The organism is Enterococcus sp. DIV1758 (assembly GCF_051711985.1).
Classification (GTDB): Bacteria; Bacillota; Bacilli; order Lactobacillales; family Enterococcaceae; genus Enterococcus; species Enterococcus faecalis.
In genome coordinates this window covers 917,019-934,238 of the sequence record NZ_JBIOOA010000001.1, presented here as the reverse complement: position 1 = coordinate 934,238, position 17,220 = coordinate 917,019, and the positions used below count along the sequence as shown (strand labels likewise).

Below are 17,220 nucleotides of genomic sequence, written 5' to 3'. Positions count from 1 at the left end.
ATTACACACTCCCTTCTGGTCGTCTAATAAAGAGATAAACACCCGCTATCACGAATGTACTAATCGCTATCAAGTAAAACCACAAGCGTCCTATGCCACCAGTTTCAGGTAAAGGAACCTTTACTTGGTTCGTAACATCTAAAGTAATTTGATTATTCTTCTCTCCAGAAATTAAAACATCTGCTACTTTTTCCCCATCTATCGTGACTGAACCATCTTCACGAATTATTAATTCGATTGGTTCTTTTAACCCCTGATATCCTTCTGGCGTAAAGGTTTCTGTTAGGACATATTTCCCTGGTTTTAAGTTTTCAAAAACAAAAGTATCCGTTTCTTTGCCATCTTTTGGTAATTCAATATCCGTATCTGGTCCTGTTAAACGGAATTTCGCTCCTTTAAGTGGCGTCTGATTATCGGCTTTTTTATGAACCGTTAAGTCAAAAGGTTTCAAATGATTTTGATGTGTCAGTGTCCATTCTGGCGCATTTTCTTCAATATTTTTGCCTGCATAGTGAATTTTCCCATATTTATCAACAGTAAATTCATAATTTCCAGCAAGAGTGTCGTAGCCTAATGGTCCTGCTTGTTCCACCATTCGATACTCACCAGGTTCACTAATTTTAAAATAGCTCAATCCTGCAGTATCTGTTTTTTGAGTTGCCACAGTTTGATAACTTCCTTGAGCATTTTTTCTTTGCAACGCAAAAGTCGCCTCTGCTAAGTTCACTTGTTTGCCATTTTGCATGGTGTATTTTCTAATTCTGATTGGCAAAGAAGAAAATTTATTTTCAATTTCCAATGGAATAACTTGATTTGTGGTGGTCACTTCTTGTCCATCGATGCTTACTTTGCCTTGCTCACTCACCTCAATTTGCCAAGTCGTTTTCTTGCCTAACTCATGTCCTGCAGGTGCTTTTACTTCAGTTAATGTATAGCGTTCCCCTTTTTGTAGGCGCACATCTTTTGGCAAGGAATAGCTACCATCTTTATTGTCCACTAATGTTGTCTGAACATTTTTACCACTCAATTCAAAGACGGCTCCCACTAAGTTTTTCTCACCTGAGGAAGAATTTTTGATTACTTTTAAATCTAATGGCTTGAACTGCTTCGTGTTTTTCCAAGTAGTATCGTCGATTTTTTCTTGACTGTAACCAGGAACTGCTAATTCACGGGTTGTTTGATAATTGAAAGCTTGTCCTTGATTATTGTATTGGGGAAGCCCAAGAACTTCTTGATAGCTTTCATCCGCGGTTTTGGAAAGTTGGGTTACATTTTTGCGCTCCCAACTATTGCTGGTATCATTTTCTGGTTTTGATAATTTAATATATCCAGTTTGCCAGTTGGCTGTGTCAGTTACTTGCTTTCTACTAATTTCATAAATCACATTATCTGGCCGACTTGTTGGGTCTTGATCATACTCTTCCCAGATTTTTTTCACGTTTAACTTCACGCCAGGTGCTTTTCCAGAAGGAACCCCAAAATCAACTTTTTCAGGGGCCGTGGCTAATGGCTGAAACGTTGTCCGACCATTCATTTGATACCAAAAATCAGGTTTGAAGTTTTCTGACTCTGTTTGAATACGTACTTGATAATGAATTTGAATTTCTTGCCCTTTACCCAAATAAATCTCATTACTATTAATTGTAGCGCCTGTTAGCGACACTTCTGGTAATGTTTGAACCTGAACAGGACCCACACTTTTCATTGATAATGTATTTGGCTCGTATTTAAAAGGTTCAGCAATTGGATCAGCTACTTTTCCGTTTACAACCGTTCCTGAAATCTGAACGGCTTTTTTCGCTAAATAATCAGAAATGTCTGGTGCATAATCCGCGGATTCATAATAAAGGTCTCCATTTTCATCGGCTGACACCATCTCGCGCATTTTATCTTCAACTTGTTGTTTAGATAAATTAGCTCGTGGATCGCTTTGCAATTGAATGCCCAATCCATGTATTTCAATCCCACGTTGTTTTAAGGCCATTGCCTCACCTATCGTGGCGATAAACGTACTGTTAATTCGTTTATTGATATTGTTTTGATCTGGCGCATTATAGCTACCAGAGATATAAGAAGTGCTACCTGGTTGGTCTTGTCGATTCGTAAATTGTGTCCCGTAAAAGCGACCATCCGCCTCTGTTTGAACTCGACTCACTTTATAAGAGAAGGTTGGGACGCCATCCGTTAAAAGTACAATAACTTTCTTATGTCCATTTGGCGTTGCTAACATATCACCAGCATCTCTTAATGCTTTTTGAGTGAAAGTTCCTCCTCTAGTGCTACTTGGCGTAATATTTTTAATTGGATTTTTGACTGTATCAAACGGTCCCATTTGAATGGCGTTGTTATTATAACCGTCACTTGAGTAGCCAACATAGCCCATGTTGATGTTATTGGTAATACCGCTATCTGCCAATGTATCAACAAAACGGTTCACTCCTTTTTGTACTTCACCAATCCGATTGTTTTCATTCATACTACCGGACCAGTCAACGACTAAGACCAAATCCAATGGCGTGATTTCTTTCTGAACATTCCCACGCACATTAAGATATACATCAAAAAGCCCTGGTGTTGTTGTTTCTCTAGCATATTTTCGGATGGCATAATCGGCTTGGTCTCCTGTACCGCCATACTCAATATAAGAATTTGTGCGATTAGTAGGGTCCCCATTCCAACTCGTTTGGCCGTCCCATTGTGTACCACCGTCTTTATTCCCTTGATGGTTTAACACATTTTGATTGCCTGTGGGCTGCCAATTAGCTGTCGGATAAGTACCAGAATTATCCGTCGTGTATTGTGGTGCAATTAAAGGTAGTGCCAGATTCGCTCTCAAAGTGGCTGGCGCCATTCTTGCTTCTGCAAATGGATTGGTTACCTCTTCTGTTGCGGTCGGCTGTTCTGTTTTTTCTGGAGCCGAATCATTCTTGTTAGTTTCTTTCGTATTTTCTGGTACAGTTATTTTTTCTGGTTCAGTTGATTCTTTAGCAGAATCCTCTACTGTTATTTTTTCAGAAGTAACTGAAACATCATATTCGTTGTTTTCATACAATAACTTAGGTGGCTGAGCTGTTTGAAGCGAACTTTGCTCAACAGCTAACGAAAGCTGTACCGGCTTTTTTACTTGTGCGTCCAAAGTCAGATAAAGCGTACCATTAGTCACTTGGTAAGAATATCCGTCTTTTTCAATTACAGCAGTATCCATGAACTGTGCATTTTTCAATTGAATTTCTCGTTGTAATGGCTGCTCTGTTTGGTTGAGAAGATTTAACTCGATATTAATATTCGTTTTATCATTCTCATCTGTTATCATTTGAGCGGATGTAATTTCAACTTCTTTGGCTGTTTCTGCATAGCCAATGAGCGGTATGAAATAGGATGAGACAAGTAAAAAGACTACGCCGAAAACCCCAAATTTCTTTAGTAATTTAATGTCTGTTCTCTCCTTTCTTTTATGAATTAACAGTTAAATTAGAATTGCCTAGCACGTAAAATTTCATTATTCTAATCTGATAATTATTATACAGAGAAGGAGCTCATTAAATCACACCAGCTTTCATACCAAGCGGTTTCATTTCTGAAATTGCGTTATTGTTTCGATGATTGTTTCATTAAAGTAAAGGACTTGGGAGGAAACAATATGATTAGGTTTTTAGAAAAAAATTATCGGAAAATGGAAGAAATCATTCGTGTCTTATCCATTTCTGATAAATGGATGACTAAAAAAGAACTTGCAAAATATATTGGTAGTTCTGAGTCTACTTTTATTCGTTATATTGAGGAGATTAAACAGCGTTGGGGCGAAAGTTTAACCATTAAAACATCGCATAAATTAGGCTATCGTTTAGAAAACTTTAATGTGTCCTTATATTTAAACGTGCTGACGGATATGGCAAAAACGTCAACGACCACCCAATTGCTCCATGAGTTTATCCAAAATCCTGGCAAAACCATCGAATATTATTGCGATACCATCAATATTAGTCGCTCTTCTTTTGCTCGAAAATTGAAGCAGTGTAATCAGGTCTTGGAAACTTACTCTCTTCGCGTTATCGTTGATCAAGGCTATCAATTAACTAGCCAAACAGAAGAATTGCCTTTACGTATTTTTACAACCTTTTTCTTTTTAATGTATTATGGTCATTATGAATTGCCTTATCAATTAGATAAGCAGGAAATCAAACAATTAATGCGTCGTAATCAATGCCAATTAAATATTATTAGTATGGATAACAGTTATGAACACGATTTCTTTATTATGTATTTTATTGTTGATTTATTAAGAGAGCATCAAGGATTTCAACAACGTTTCCAGAAAAAAACAGATAAAAAGAGTCCAATCAAAATGGAAGATTATCTTTTACTCAGTCGTCATTTCACTGGACTCAGCCGTGAGACCTATCGAGAAGTTCTCCGGTATTTTCAAAGAGGCGCTTTTCAGCAATACTACTCCGAAGACCAAGAAGTCATCAGTCAAAGAATACGTGAAAATTTAAAATTTAATGCTTTTTCACAGATTGAACAATTAACAGAAGAAGTCGTCGACTTCGCTGTTCACTTGTTAACCTGTCTTTATTTGTTTTCTCAATTAGTGCCTTTTGACACCTCCGAATTGACACAAAGGGCCACCTTTTTCACTCGACAAATTCATTTTACTCAGCTTCACTTATATGCACGATTAAAAGCAGAATTGCATTTCTTTTCCGCTCTTTTAGAAACAAATCTATTAAACTATTCATCTTCTTATATTTTTTGGTTGCTTAATACTTTTCCAGAAATTAACCAGAGTTTCGACTCAAAAAAGATTTTGATTATTAGCGACATGGGCCTGAATCATAGTCAATATATTGGAAACTATGTCCACGATATTTTAGCTTTGCATCGGATTCGTTCAAATACGTTAGCAATTACGGAAGAACAATTAGGTGACCATCGACTCGAAGAATTTGACTTGATTATTACCAATCAACCAATTATTGAAACCAGTGTTCCAAGTATTTTAATTAATGATGCTATCTTATTTTCTAACAAAAGAGAATTGCTCGATTTATTAAACTTTTAACGTCTTAATGGTTTTCCCTATCTACCAAAAAGATAGCCCTTTTATCAAGAACCGCGTAATGTGAGGTGCCATCATACAGAAGATATTTTTATTTTTCTGAAATAAAAAAGAAAATAGGACATAAGTCGAAATGACTTATGTCCTATTTTCACTCTTAAGATAATCAGCTAAACGAAACCAGCAAATTAAATTTCTGATTGATTCACTGGCCATCTTGTGTGACTTTTACTTGGCAAAATTAATGTAATGAAGATCACTAAAGTACCGATAAAAGGAAGTAAATAGAATAAAATCCACCAGTTACTGTGGTCGCGATCATGCAATCTTCTTGCTCGAACAGTAAAGTTTGCCAACCAAATTAAAGCAGTCAGCAAGAAAAAGATAATGGTCACAGTATTCCATTCTTTAATGATTGTTCCATCATTGGGTGTTACTTCAATATATCTGTAAACGCCCGTAATTGCTGAATAAATCCCTAACACCAAATAATTAATTAATTGTGGCCACCAATATTGTGCTCGTGTTGCTGACGCATTCATTGTTGTAATATTATTCCAGTATTCTCTATACGCGTTAAACATATTATCACCCCCGCATTAACTATTACAGAAGTCTTTCGTTTTGTCAAAGAATAACGTTATTTTATGCCGCTTAATGACACGTCCATGTGCCTTCCTTAAACTCACACGAAGCGGACTCTTCAGAAGAAGGAGTTAATGAAACTAACGGTTGCTGTTGTTTTTCTTCTGCGAGAATTTTTTGAATAGTTTGGCTGATTTGCTGTTTCGGTACTGCACCATTAATTAAATATTTTTGATTAATGATTAGTGCGGGAACTCCTTGTAAACCATAAGCAGAAGCTAGCGCGAAATCTTCTTGAACCGCCGTCCAAACAGCCTCGGAAGCAACAGCTTCTTTCCATAAAGCAAAATCAATCGTTGTCTCTTTTACTAGCTCCTCAATTACTTCTGGCTCTTCAATATTTAAACTTCTCATAAATAAACCTTCTTGTAACTTATCAAACAGTAACCAATAAGTGTCTTGGTTGCCAATGTATCCAGCTGCTTTTACTGCTAATAATGCATTCTTTGATGTTGGAAAATCAAATCGTTGCTTCCTCATCCCTTCAATATTAAAACGATGCTTTGAATCGTTTTGATTGGCATGCACCCAATGCGTCAAAACTTCTTCTTTTACTGCTGCTCGTGAGCCAAACATTGTTTCAAAATCGTTTGTGGACCACCCCAACGCAAACGACCGATGGATCAATTCAATTTCAGGAAATTCTTGTTGAATCTCATGCATGCGGTCAGACATTGGAAAACAAAAACTACAAATAACATCATGGAAAAATTCTATTTTCATCCTTACCCTCCAGTAACTCTTTTTTCAAAACAGATTGAACTAAATTTACCATTTTACTTACTAAAAGTAAACAAATGGAGCCAATTAAAAGAAAAAGGTGAAACAAAATGCGTTATGGCTTTTGTCTCACCTGTTCTATCTACTTATTCTGATGTGTCCATTCCATTACCCGCTCACCATTCGTATCTAATTCACCATTAAATACAAAACCAAGTTGTTGATACAACCGAATTGCTGAGCTGTTCGTATCATAAACACTCAAGTATAGCTTGTTTGTTTGGTATTTTTCTATTAGCATTAACATTAAAAGTCGACAGGCTGCTTTCCCATAACCTTGTCCTTGGAACCGTTGATCAATTAAAAAGCGGTCTAGCCAAACGCGCCCATCTTGCCAACGTCCATACATGGCATAGCCGATTAATTTATTGCCGTCATAAATACCTGCCGATTCCCATTCTGGAAATTGGTCTGATTCTTTTAGATTTTCTGCCATTGATTCAATGAAGGTTTGTTGTTCAGCGAAAACTTGTAAGTTTTCCACTGCTTTACGATTATTGCTTGTTACTTTTTCAAAATGTATTTTCATTGTTTTCACCTAATTAGTTGTTATTTTCTGCATACTTGTCTTCTTTCTTGCTTCTTATTTTAACATACTTATTTCCCTTTGCTTTCTCTAACTCTCTGTGATTATACGTTTCTCTTTTTTATGGGAAATCTTCCCTATAACTGGAGACTCTTTTCAAGAGATTTCTTTTTACACCACCTGTTTCAAATGATATAAATGATATATAGAGTGTTTTAACTATGTGCAACATGATTAAAAGTTAACTGTTGGGGAGCAGTTAACTTTTTCTTTTTAACCACAAAAGAGAGGATCCGCTGTGAGAAATAACTGCAGTGGATGCTCCCTTTTGTATATTATTTAATTACTAGCCGATAGTTGAAAGCTTTCCCGTTACTCAGTAGTATCGATTTTGTCTTCTTGACTATCTAAAGAACGGTCAACTTTTTCGTCGTAACTTTCCATAGAATTTTCATTTTTATGTTTCTGCTTATCGACCGTTTTATCGACTTTTTCTTTCTGTCGATCAATTGTTTTTTCCATCTCTTCGCCAGCCGAGGTACAACCACTCAGTAAAAGGAAACTTGTGAATAAAAACGCTGACAAGATAACTGTTTTTCCGATTTTTGTTTTCATAAACTCACCTCTCGTTTAATTTAAAAAAACGCCCCGATAAAACATTGTTCCCTTGATTATTTACTCACAATTAGCGAACAACTAAGACATTGCACAAAGCATGGTTAACCACATAATCTGTAGTAGAACCAATCAAGGTTCGTTGAATAGCACCTCTTCCCGTGGCACCTATCACAATTAAATCTATGGCATAATTTTCAGAAATCGTGTTGGCAAGATAACGTTTTGGGCTCCCAAGCTCAACAATTTTTTTGACTGTTTTTACACCAATTTCACTCGCTTGTTTTGCCTTTTCAGTGAGCATCTCTTCTGACTTGTGTTTTTCTAAATCATACAATTCTTCAAAAGAAAATGGACTCGTCGTAAATTCAGCATCATTAATAATTGTAGCTAAATAAAGAGTGGCTTGTTCCTCTTTGGCAATCCTGACAGCTTCATGAAAAGCTTTTTCAGATTGATCTGAGCCATCAAGAGCAACCAAAATATGTTGATATACTGACATTTTATCCGCCTCCTTAACCAAATTAAGAATCAAAACTAACACAACAGCTGTGTTACATTTTAGTGGCTATCTGTTGTAATTTTTCCACGGTTAATGCTTGATAATTTGTTTCTTCAAGTAGTCCCGTTTGAATTTCAACAGAAACATCTTCCGTACATGTTTCTAAAAACATTGTGGCATAATCAAACTGTTGCTCTAAGAATGTTTCATACTCCCGTCGACAACGTAAAAATTCTTTCGCGGTATCTGAAACATGTAAACACATGCGGCGCTTATTCGCTTTCTTGGTTATCACAAAATAGGTTCCTTCTAAAATCGTGGTAATCTCTTCAATAATATACGCTGCATCTTTTACCATTCCGTCAATCCAGTCCTTTATTTGTTTTCAGTATCGTTGCTTTTTTCTTTGTCGTCACTTAACAGCTCTTTAATTTTTTCACGATTGTCGTATAACTTTTTTCCTACGCCCACTAAGGCACCACCAGCCAATAACTTTGTTAAAAAGCCGCCATTTGCATTTGTTTTTTTGCCATGGTGTCCTTTTAAATGATGTCCCATCCTAGCCACCTCCATAATTTTTATTTCTATTACCTATGAACATTATCTCATATGTTTTCACAAAACGCACGTATAACAATAGTTTTTTAATCAAGGCTCGACCACTTGGTAAACTCATGACTTTTAATATGACGAATATCTTCAAATAAAATATGTGTATTTCCAACTTTTGCATACTCCATTGAACTCATCCCTTCAAAAACACCAACAATTGGCGGTTGAACACGGCCATAATCATCCAATGTATTCAATTGGATTTCTAAAACCTGGTTATTTTTTAAAGACTGCTCTAAGTATTCTTCAATTTCTTCTGTTGTCTGTTGCGGTAAGCGTTCAAACGCTCTCTTAGAATATTCGTCAGAAGCTTCGATTCCTTCTTGTAACTCCCCCAATGCAAAAGCGGTCGCCCATTTCAGTTCAAAGGGCCGATCATGGTACTCATTATAAGGTGTAAATTCTTTTTTTGTTCGTTTCATGATGTTATCCTCCTAAACCGACATTTCCTCCAGCATGTCCACCGACTAATCCTGAACGATGAATTGCCGTCGCGCCTTCCAACAAAGAAGAGGCGTGGATTAAAGCTTGAAAGCCAAATTTTTGTCGGATTTTATCAATCAGATAGTTTAACTCCATTTCACTAATTTGCTCTTCTGGTTCCGAAAATAAATCTAATTGTAAAGATTCATTCCAAACTAATTTTCCATATGAAAGCCCTAATTGCCGGACATCGGTTCCCGCTAGATAATGTTCTCTAAAAAGGGCTAATACATAGGTAATCAAAACTTTTGTATTGTTTGTTGCAGGAATCGTTTGTTGTTTTCGCCAACCAGTTCGTCCTTCACGGTCAATTTGTCCTTTGGAATAACCAACGTAGACTGTGATACATTCCGTTTGACAATGCGCTTTTCTTAAACGAGCAGCCACTTGTTCTGTCAGTTCCTTTAAGACTAGTTCAATCTGATCTCTTCGCGCATAATCTCTCGGTAAAATCTGACTATTTCCAAATGATTTTTCAGCTTTATGTTGCGCTTTTTTCCCTAAAAAGGTACGATCAATCCCCCATGAATGAGCATACAATTGAAGCCCCATCACGCCAAATGTTTCTTGTAAAAGATGCGGATTCGCTTGCGCTAACTCATATACAGAATCAATTCCTAAACGATTCAGTCGTTTAGCCATTCTGCGACCAATCCCACAAAAATCTGTCAAAGAAGGCAACTGCCAGACAGTATCTGGTACACGATCATACCGCCATTCTGCAATAAAATCTGGCGAATGTTTGGCGCCATTGTCCAACGCCAATTTAGCCAGTAACGGATTGTCCCCTATCCCAACGGTCACATAAATACCCACATGATTATAAACGACTCTTTGGATAATCCGAGCCATCTTATAGGCGGTTTCACAATGAAAATAACTTAAAGAAGCCGTTACATCAAGAAATGATTCATCTACACTAAACACAGAGTGATCTTCATCTGCGACAAACTTTTTATATAAATTATTGATTTCTTGATTTTTTTTCATGTACAAATTCATTCGTGGCGGAACCACATATAAATCAGGATGAGCGGGCACTTGATTTTTACGCGTAACATTTGAAACACCTAAAACTTTTTTTGCCATTGGCGATGCTGATAAAACTAATCCCCCCGCATTTTCGGCATTACTCATCACTACCAACATCGTTTTCAACGGATCTAACCCACGTTCTGCGCATTCTACACTAGCGTAAAAACTTTTGCAATCAATACAAAGAATATCGCGACTAGGTTCTTTTTCATAATCAAATTTCACAAACATCACCTCACTTGCAAAATCATTATACGAACAAACGTTCGATTAATCAAGCGAACACTGTTTATTTTTTTGTTTTTTTCAAGAACGGTTGGCGATCAAAAAAATAGTCCAACAACAAACAGAACCCTGTTGTTAGACAATTTACATATATTGAAAAAGAACTCTCAAATAAAATAATAGTGTATTCAGATTAATACATAGAGGATAAACTTGAATAAATACTATGTAAAACATGATTATTTTAATAGATTGGTGTAGTTTAATATCAAAATCAATATTATAGGTGATAATACACATAGAGAAATAAAAATAATCAAAAAATAGAACCATTTTTTAGAAACTAGCATACCTAATCCTATCGTTCCTAGTGTGTACAGTACTATCAAAATAAGATAGATTTTTGTTCCATTTCCTGAAAAATCCGTCTTGCTCACACTAGTTATCATTCGAAGAATAGCATATATAATCCCCAAAGAGCAAAGCATCCAAATAAAGCTACTAATATATTTAAGGAGATTCATAACCAGACCTACTTTCTATTAAATTACTAAGCTTAGCCTTTCCAAGTTTGTGTGTGCGTTGCTCTAACATCAAAGTAATCAGGAAAAGCATAACACACAATTCTAGAAACCGCTATCAAAACTACTAATAACATATCTATATCATACTTTTTTATAGCATATTCTACCTATAAAAAATAAATAACGGCATCAAAAGTTAGAATATTCATCTAACTTTTTGACGCCGTAACACCCTATTATCACTTTTTACATCTTATTTCGATTTAAAAATAATGATAAAAAGCCCGTTCCTAACAGAATTACTGCTGAAACATAATAAGGGAAAAAGTGATTGATATCAAATAAAGCTCCTGCTGCCATTGGTCCTAAAATATTACCAAAACTTGTAAATGTCGAATTTAGTCCGTTGATGGTTCCTTGTTGATCTCCAGCATGTTTGGATAAATAAGTAGTTACTGCTGGTCTAAACAAGTCAAACGATAAAAAGACAATAAACGTTGAAAATACAACAACTAAATTATTTTTTGTAAAGGCAATCACGGCAATAAAAATGGCACTTGCAAAAAAGGTTAATTGGATTAAACCCATTTCACCTATTTTTTGGACGATTGCATCAAAGAAAAACAACTGACAAATCAACGCTAAAATACCACTAACCGTAATCACGATTGCTATTTCACTTGTGGTAAAGCCAAAATTAATGGTCGCCATAATACTATAAATAGATTCGAACGCTTGCAGGCCAAAAGAGGAAATTAAGATAATCACAAATAATGAGGTAAACATTGGATTTCTTAAAATATCCATAAATGAACCTTTTTTCGCTTCAACAGCGGCTAAAATTCGTTTCTCTGGCTCCTTCAAAACAGTTAATGTCAAAATAAAACCAATAAACGCTAAAAATGCGGCGGCAAAAAACGGGGCGCGAATGCCTAAATAAGCAATAAAACCACCAACTCCTGGTCCGATAATAAAACCACCACTAATTGCGGCTGACACAAGCCCCATCGCTTTCGGACGTTCAGAAATCGTGGTCATATCTGCCACAAAAGCTGTCACTGACGGCATTAATAAAGCGGCGGCAATCCCACCTAAACCACGAGAAATATAAAAACCGCTTTTCGCTTGGGCTAAGCCAAATAATAACTCAGAAATTGAAAACACCAACATACCCGTCGCAATCATTTTTTTCCGACCAATTTTATCCGAAAGGACACCTGCGATTGGCGATGTGATTAATTGGGCAATCGCAAAAATAGAAATCATCATTCCCATTGTAGTACCAGAAAAATGCATTTCTTCTTTTAATTGGGGAATTACGGGAATGACTAGGCCTACGCCTAGAAAAACAAGAAACAAGTTAGAAATTGCTAAGTACATCATACTATTTTTTTTCGTCATAATTTGCCTCCTCCATAAAAAAACAGCCATCAAAAATGGCTATTTCTGTTTCTTTGTATGTACTTTCTTTGACAGTGTTTCGGCTAAAACACTCGTTGAGTCATTGAGATACATTTTACACTAACTCGCTGAAAATTTCACTAGTTTTTACTTATTTTTTTAAAGGAAATTGTTATTTTTTAAAGACATAACTTAAGTATCCAAGTATTTAATGAATCGCTTTTGTTTTTTATCAGAAACATAGCCAATGTGTTCATAAAATTGATGTGCTGCTGTACGCTGTTCCCCTGAATTTAAGCGAATCGCAGACAAGTTATACTTTTTAGCTTCCGTTTCTAGTTTCGTCATTAATTGTTTGCCAATTCCACGGCCTTCTGCTTCTTTTGCCACTGCTAACCCCAGAACGTTCAATAACGTTTGGGAATAAATTGTTTCATACAGTTGCGCATGCACATAGCCTAAAATCTTGCCTGTCTTCGTTTCTTCATAAACATATAAAAACTCTCTGTCACTGGCTAGTAGTAATTTCTCAATCTGTTTACAGGTCACGTCAACGGGAACTTCATAGCCCAATTGTTCTTTATTAATGATAGTTAACACCGCTGCATCTGTTGGCTTCATTTTTCTAATCAAGGGTAACAACCTCCTAAATGATATTTATAGAGTATTACTTTGGCTACTCTATAGTTTTTTCGATAAATAAAGAACTAACTCATCATCATTAACACACCGATCGTTTGGTTTCAGCTGCTTATTTTGAAACCAAACTCCTGAACCATCTGGCACATATCCTTGTTTGATATATAATCTTTGCGCTGCACCATAACCAGGATGCAGGCCTACTCCCAAGGAAACAGTATCTGCATAACTTTTGGCAACATTTTCTGCACGACTTAATAATAACCGCCCCACTCCTTGTTTTTGAAATGGTAAGAATACATTGAAATCAGCTATTTCAGGATATAAATTTTTAAAAGGTCCTTCCTTAGCTAATGGCAGTAACGTCACATAACCTAACAGCGTTGCCTTTTTCTCCGCTACAAAAACCGTTCGTTGCTTGACTAATTGTTCTTCTAAATAGTTCATTAAAATCTCTTGGCGACTTGGCCAACCTTGTTGGACAAATTGAGTATCCAGCGCTAAGATATCTTTCTCTTGCATTTCTCTAATAACCACTAGCTCAGACATCAGCATTTCCTCCCAAAAAACGTTTTCATTTTATACAACGAAGCGAATAATTCTTCGCTCCCTTATTCATTTTCAAAACCATCGAGTTGATGATATTTGGGCAAAACAGCAACACATGTTTTTTCTGAATTAACAGCAATAACGAACCCTTGCCATAAGGACCACGTCACCGCTTCACCTAATTTCTCTTTCACTCGTTGAATCATTTCAGCTTGCGTTAAGTCTCGTGCAGGAAAATGTTGAACTTTATCGTTACTGATTAAAAAAATAAATGATTCTGAAAAAGCTGTCATGACTTCAGGTGGTAAATTTTTTAATCGTTCTTGGTAATCCATTGAAACCACTCCTTCTTTTTTATCATACCACAACATCCATTTCTCTAAAAAGCGCAGCACTTACTACTGAATATCTGCTAAAATTTGCCTGATAATCTGCTTTTCAGACAGTTGTTCAGATAACCGCTGTTCTCCCGCAAGCTCTAAATAATCTTCTGGTAGCCACCAACGTTTCATTTCCACGACACCAAATTCTTGATTCTTGTTTCTCTGGCTATGTCTTTTCAGCGTTTCTTCAAAAGAAATATCAAAATAATAAACCTGAACATTTCCTTCAAAGAGAGGAAGTATTTCCTGAAAAAAGGAATGATAAATGGCTTTTTGAAAAATCCCTTCAACAATCATATACTGGCATTCTTGATACCCAAAAGCCAGAGGTCGGGACAGGAGTTTTTAGCTTCAAGAAATAAGAAGGAATTTCCGAAAGATGCTTTTCGTCTTTCGAGGAATTTCAGCTTATTTCCGAAGAAGCTGCTCCTCTCCCGCCGTTTATCTTAAGATTCAAGTCTAAGAAGGTAAGTCGTTTCGACTTACGTCCAAAAGACTGTTTCATCTTTAACACGAAGCATTTCTCTGCGCACCACATCTTGAGAAATCAATAACGATTGTTCTTTAAGACACTGATGAAGCGCGTTAGCTATCGTTGTTTTACCACTACCAGAATTACCACGTAAAATAATTAATTTCGGTTGCATCTGTTTCCCTCCATTTTCTTGATTGTTGAAAACCAGCACAAAAGAGCAAAAAACTTGGAAAAAACTCTCCAAGTTTTGCTGTTATTTTGATGAATGTTTCGTTGAATCTCGCTGAATGAATTCCGTTCCGACAATAATTTTTCTAGGAACTGGTGGGGTATTCAAGCATAACTCTTTCATTGTCTCAACGGCTAGCTCACCCATCCATTCAGTATGAACTTTAACTGTTGTTAATGTTGGTGAAACATATTTTGCGACACTAATATCATTAAAACCAATGATAGAAATATCTTCTGGCACACGAATGGCTGCTTCTTGTAACGCCCGCATCGCACCAATTGCCAACGTATCACTTGCAGCGAAAAAAGCGGTTGGACGAGTGTCCGCTTTTTCAATAAAGTCTTTCATCGCTTGATAGCCTTCTTCAACAGAAAAAGCTGCTTCGACAACCCATTCTTGATGATAAAGGTCCAGATCTTTTAAGGTTTCTTTAAAAGCGACAAAACGTGGATCAACCAATGCCACGTGGGACTCTTTCGTATATTCTTGCCCAGAAAGCATACCGATTTTCTGATGCCCTTGCGCCAAAAATTCTTGCACAATTGTTTTAACACTTCCAGTAAAATCAACAACAATGGAGTTTTGGCCAAAAGCCATTGCATCAAAGTCTACAAATAGAAGAGGTGCGCCTAAGGCGGCTAAGGCCGCCACTTGCTTTTCATCAAATTTTCCTAGGGCAATTGTCCCATCAAATCTTTTTTGAGACAGGTTTGTCAGAGATTCTTTGACTAAAAGAAAACCCAATTCCTCTGCCCGCTTTTCAACACCTAAACGAATCGATAAATAGTAAATATCATCCAGTTCTTCTGGATCACTGAACCATTGGACAAACCGAATTTTCTTTTTGCCTGCTTGTTTTTTTCTGGCTCGCTTTTTATAATTTAACGTTTCTGCTGTTTCAAATATTTTCTTCTTCGTTTCATCACTAACTGATAATGTTTCATCATAGTTCAAAACTCTCGAAACTGTCGCTGAAGAAACACCGACTTGCTCTGCTATATCTTTAATGGTTACGATGTTCCTCACCTCAAACTAATCATTTTCTATACATTGAATAAATCGTTCAAAAGCACGACGACCTTCTTCGTCACGTTTAAAGACGCCGGCATCTGTTAAAATTTGAACAAAAATTGTCCCAATTCCTTGTTGGATCACTTCTTTGACATTGGCTTCAGTGATGGTTTGCTGACTGAGTTCATCCGCCCAAGCTCGATGACTTTCAGCAATTTGATTGGGTTGCTTTAATAAATACTTTTCGACTTCTCTTAATTCTTGTGCCAGCCTTGGTGGCAAAATAGCTAGTCCCATTACTTCAATTAAGCCAATATTTTCTTGCTTAATATGTTGTACTTCTGGATGTGGATGAAAAATGCCATCTGGAAATTCCTCCGAAACATTATTATCTCGTAAAACTAAATCCAATTCAAATAATGACCCTTTGCGTCGAGCAATTGGCGTAATCGTATGATGCGGTGTACCATCTTCTGAATAGGCCCGAACCGAGACACGTTCATCAGAATAATTGCGCCATTTGGTCAAAATTAATTCGGCTGCCTCAACTAGTTCCTCTTGATGATCACTTTGAAGACGAATCACAGACATCGGCCATTTTAAAATACCAGCAGTTATCTCAGGATATTTTTTCAAAGAAAATCTTGTTTCCATTGGTGCTAAATCCATTGGAAATGTATGACGTCCTGCTTGGTAATGATCATGAGATAAAATAGAACCACCAACAATTGGCAAATCTGCATTAGAGCCCACAAAATATTCAGGGAATAACTCCGTAATTTTAAGGAGCCGCTGGAACGTTTTTTTCTCGATTTTCATTTCTCGATGTTGTTGGTCCAAGAAAATCGCATGCTCATTATAGTAAGCATATGGCGAATATTGAAAGCCCCAAGCTTCGTCCTCTAAATTTAGTCGGATAATCCGATGGTTTGTCCGTGCTGGATAATTCACACGGCCATAATAGCCTTCATTCTCCATACATAACATACACGCTGGATATTTTTTTTGACTCATTTTCTTTTCAGCCAAAATTTTTCGAGCATCCTTTTCTGGCTTCGATAAGTTAATGGTAATTTCTAGTTTACCATAGGGTGAGTCCATTGGGAAAATAATATTTTTGGCGATTGCTTTCGTTTTAATGTAGTTATTTGTTTTACATAACTGATAAAAATAATCCGTTGCTTTTCGTGGAGACTCTTGATAATAATCCATAAACTTCCGATTAATGATGGTTGGGGTCGGCGTAATAAAATCCATTAACTCTGCTTCTAGTTGTTCTGCTTCCGTAATTGAGTCATCGATTTGGTGATTGGCTTGTGCAATGTTTAAAAGCTGTTCCACCACACGCAACGGTTCCTGCTCACAAGCAACCGCTTCTGGTTGTTCAAAAAAATCACAGCCAACTAGTTTGGCAATCCGATTCGTCAAATAATAGCGGTCTGTTTCCGTCCAATCGCCATTTTCTATGATTATCTCTACAAATGCAGCAATCCATTTACTACTTTCTTTCATCATCTGATGTTC

The 17,220-nt window shown here is 36.6% G+C and carries 17 protein-coding genes and 2 pseudogenes; 1 reads left to right on the top strand and 18 read right to left on the bottom strand.

Annotated elements, in window-relative coordinates:
* Position 1: 1 nt before the first annotated feature.
* Entirely contained in the window at positions 2-3,466 is a 3,465-nt protein-coding gene (gene ebpA / locus IGJ52_RS04705; protein WP_438792178.1) for an endocarditis and biofilm-associated pilus tip protein EbpA, read from the bottom strand.
* A gap of 174 nt (positions 3,467-3,640) precedes the next feature.
* Between ebpA and IGJ52_RS04700 the strand changes: the two genes are divergently transcribed.
* A complete protein-coding gene (locus tag IGJ52_RS04700) occupies positions 3,641-5,062 on the top strand; it encodes a helix-turn-helix domain-containing protein (RefSeq protein ID WP_002382000.1) in 1,422 nt (473 codons plus the stop codon).
* 185 nt (positions 5,063-5,247) lie between these two features.
* On the opposite strand, the gene IGJ52_RS04695 is transcribed toward IGJ52_RS04700, so the two are convergent.
* From IGJ52_RS04695 to galT, 17 genes and pseudogenes are all read right to left on the bottom strand, one after another.
* Positions 5,248-5,643: a DUF805 domain-containing protein gene (locus IGJ52_RS04695; RefSeq protein ID WP_002358131.1), complete on the bottom strand. Its 396-nt coding sequence runs from the start codon at positions 5,641-5,643 to the stop codon at positions 5,248-5,250.
* Between the two features lie 70 nt (positions 5,644-5,713).
* Positions 5,714-6,427: a DsbA family oxidoreductase gene (locus IGJ52_RS04690; protein ID WP_438791942.1), complete on the bottom strand. Its 714-nt coding sequence runs from the start codon at positions 6,425-6,427 to the stop codon at positions 5,714-5,716.
* 139 nt (positions 6,428-6,566) lie between these two features.
* Positions 6,567-7,013, bottom strand: coding sequence for a GNAT family N-acetyltransferase (locus IGJ52_RS04685; RefSeq protein ID WP_002419838.1), 447 nt, complete (start codon positions 7,011-7,013; stop codon positions 6,567-6,569).
* 369 nt (positions 7,014-7,382) lie between these two features.
* On the bottom strand, positions 7,383-7,625 hold the full coding sequence (locus IGJ52_RS04680) for a hypothetical protein (RefSeq protein ID WP_002358134.1): 243 nt from the start codon (positions 7,623-7,625) through the stop codon (positions 7,383-7,385).
* Between the two features lie 70 nt (positions 7,626-7,695).
* Positions 7,696-8,127 carry a universal stress protein gene (locus IGJ52_RS04675; protein ID WP_010715095.1) on the bottom strand — a complete coding sequence of 144 codons (432 nt, stop codon included), beginning with the start codon at positions 8,125-8,127 and terminating at the stop codon, positions 7,696-7,698.
* Between the two features lie 52 nt (positions 8,128-8,179).
* Positions 8,180-8,485, bottom strand: a complete 306-nt coding sequence (locus tag IGJ52_RS04670; protein ID WP_002375233.1) for a hypothetical protein — start codon at positions 8,483-8,485, stop codon at positions 8,180-8,182.
* Positions 8,486-8,502: 17 nt separating this feature from the next.
* On the bottom strand, positions 8,503-8,700 hold the full coding sequence (locus IGJ52_RS04665) for a hypothetical protein (protein WP_002360617.1): 198 nt from the start codon (positions 8,698-8,700) through the stop codon (positions 8,503-8,505).
* A gap of 71 nt (positions 8,701-8,771) precedes the next feature.
* On the bottom strand, positions 8,772-9,161 hold the full coding sequence (locus IGJ52_RS04660) for a hypothetical protein (protein WP_002382082.1): 390 nt from the start codon (positions 9,159-9,161) through the stop codon (positions 8,772-8,774).
* A 4-nt stretch (positions 9,162-9,165) separates the two neighbouring features.
* Positions 9,166-10,488 (bottom strand): Y-family DNA polymerase, encoded by a 1,323-nt coding sequence (locus tag IGJ52_RS04655; protein WP_002382081.1) that lies wholly within the window; start codon positions 10,486-10,488, stop codon positions 9,166-9,168.
* 764 nt (positions 10,489-11,252) lie between these two features.
* Positions 11,253-12,407, bottom strand: coding sequence for a multidrug efflux MFS transporter EmeA (emeA, locus tag IGJ52_RS04650; RefSeq protein ID WP_010715094.1), 1,155 nt, complete (start codon positions 12,405-12,407; stop codon positions 11,253-11,255).
* Positions 12,408-12,599: 192 nt separating this feature from the next.
* Positions 12,600-13,040, bottom strand: coding sequence for a GNAT family N-acetyltransferase (locus IGJ52_RS04645; RefSeq protein WP_010715093.1), 441 nt, complete (start codon positions 13,038-13,040; stop codon positions 12,600-12,602).
* A gap of 48 nt (positions 13,041-13,088) precedes the next feature.
* The gene (locus IGJ52_RS04640; RefSeq protein WP_002382078.1) at positions 13,089-13,601 is read right to left on the bottom strand and encodes a GNAT family N-acetyltransferase; all 513 of its coding nucleotides are present in this window, start codon (positions 13,599-13,601) and stop codon (positions 13,089-13,091) included.
* A 56-nt stretch (positions 13,602-13,657) separates the two neighbouring features.
* Positions 13,658-13,966, bottom strand: coding sequence for a hypothetical protein (locus tag IGJ52_RS04635; protein ID WP_002382077.1), 309 nt, complete (start codon positions 13,964-13,966; stop codon positions 13,658-13,660).
* A 27-nt stretch (positions 13,967-13,993) separates the two neighbouring features.
* Positions 13,994-14,311 (bottom strand): annotated as a pseudogene (locus IGJ52_RS04630) (hypothetical protein); the annotation flags it as partial.
* 160 nt (positions 14,312-14,471) lie between these two features.
* Positions 14,472-14,697, bottom strand: a pseudogene (locus IGJ52_RS04625) (AAA family ATPase); the annotation flags it as partial.
* Positions 14,698-14,706: 9 nt separating this feature from the next.
* A complete protein-coding gene (locus IGJ52_RS04620) occupies positions 14,707-15,711 on the bottom strand; it encodes a LacI family DNA-binding transcriptional regulator (protein WP_002419835.1) in 1,005 nt (334 codons plus the stop codon).
* Between the two features lie 6 nt (positions 15,712-15,717).
* Positions 15,718-17,208, bottom strand: coding sequence for a UDP-glucose--hexose-1-phosphate uridylyltransferase (galT, locus tag IGJ52_RS04615; protein WP_002419834.1), 1,491 nt, complete (start codon positions 17,206-17,208; stop codon positions 15,718-15,720).
* Between the last annotated feature and the right edge of the window lie 12 nt (positions 17,209-17,220).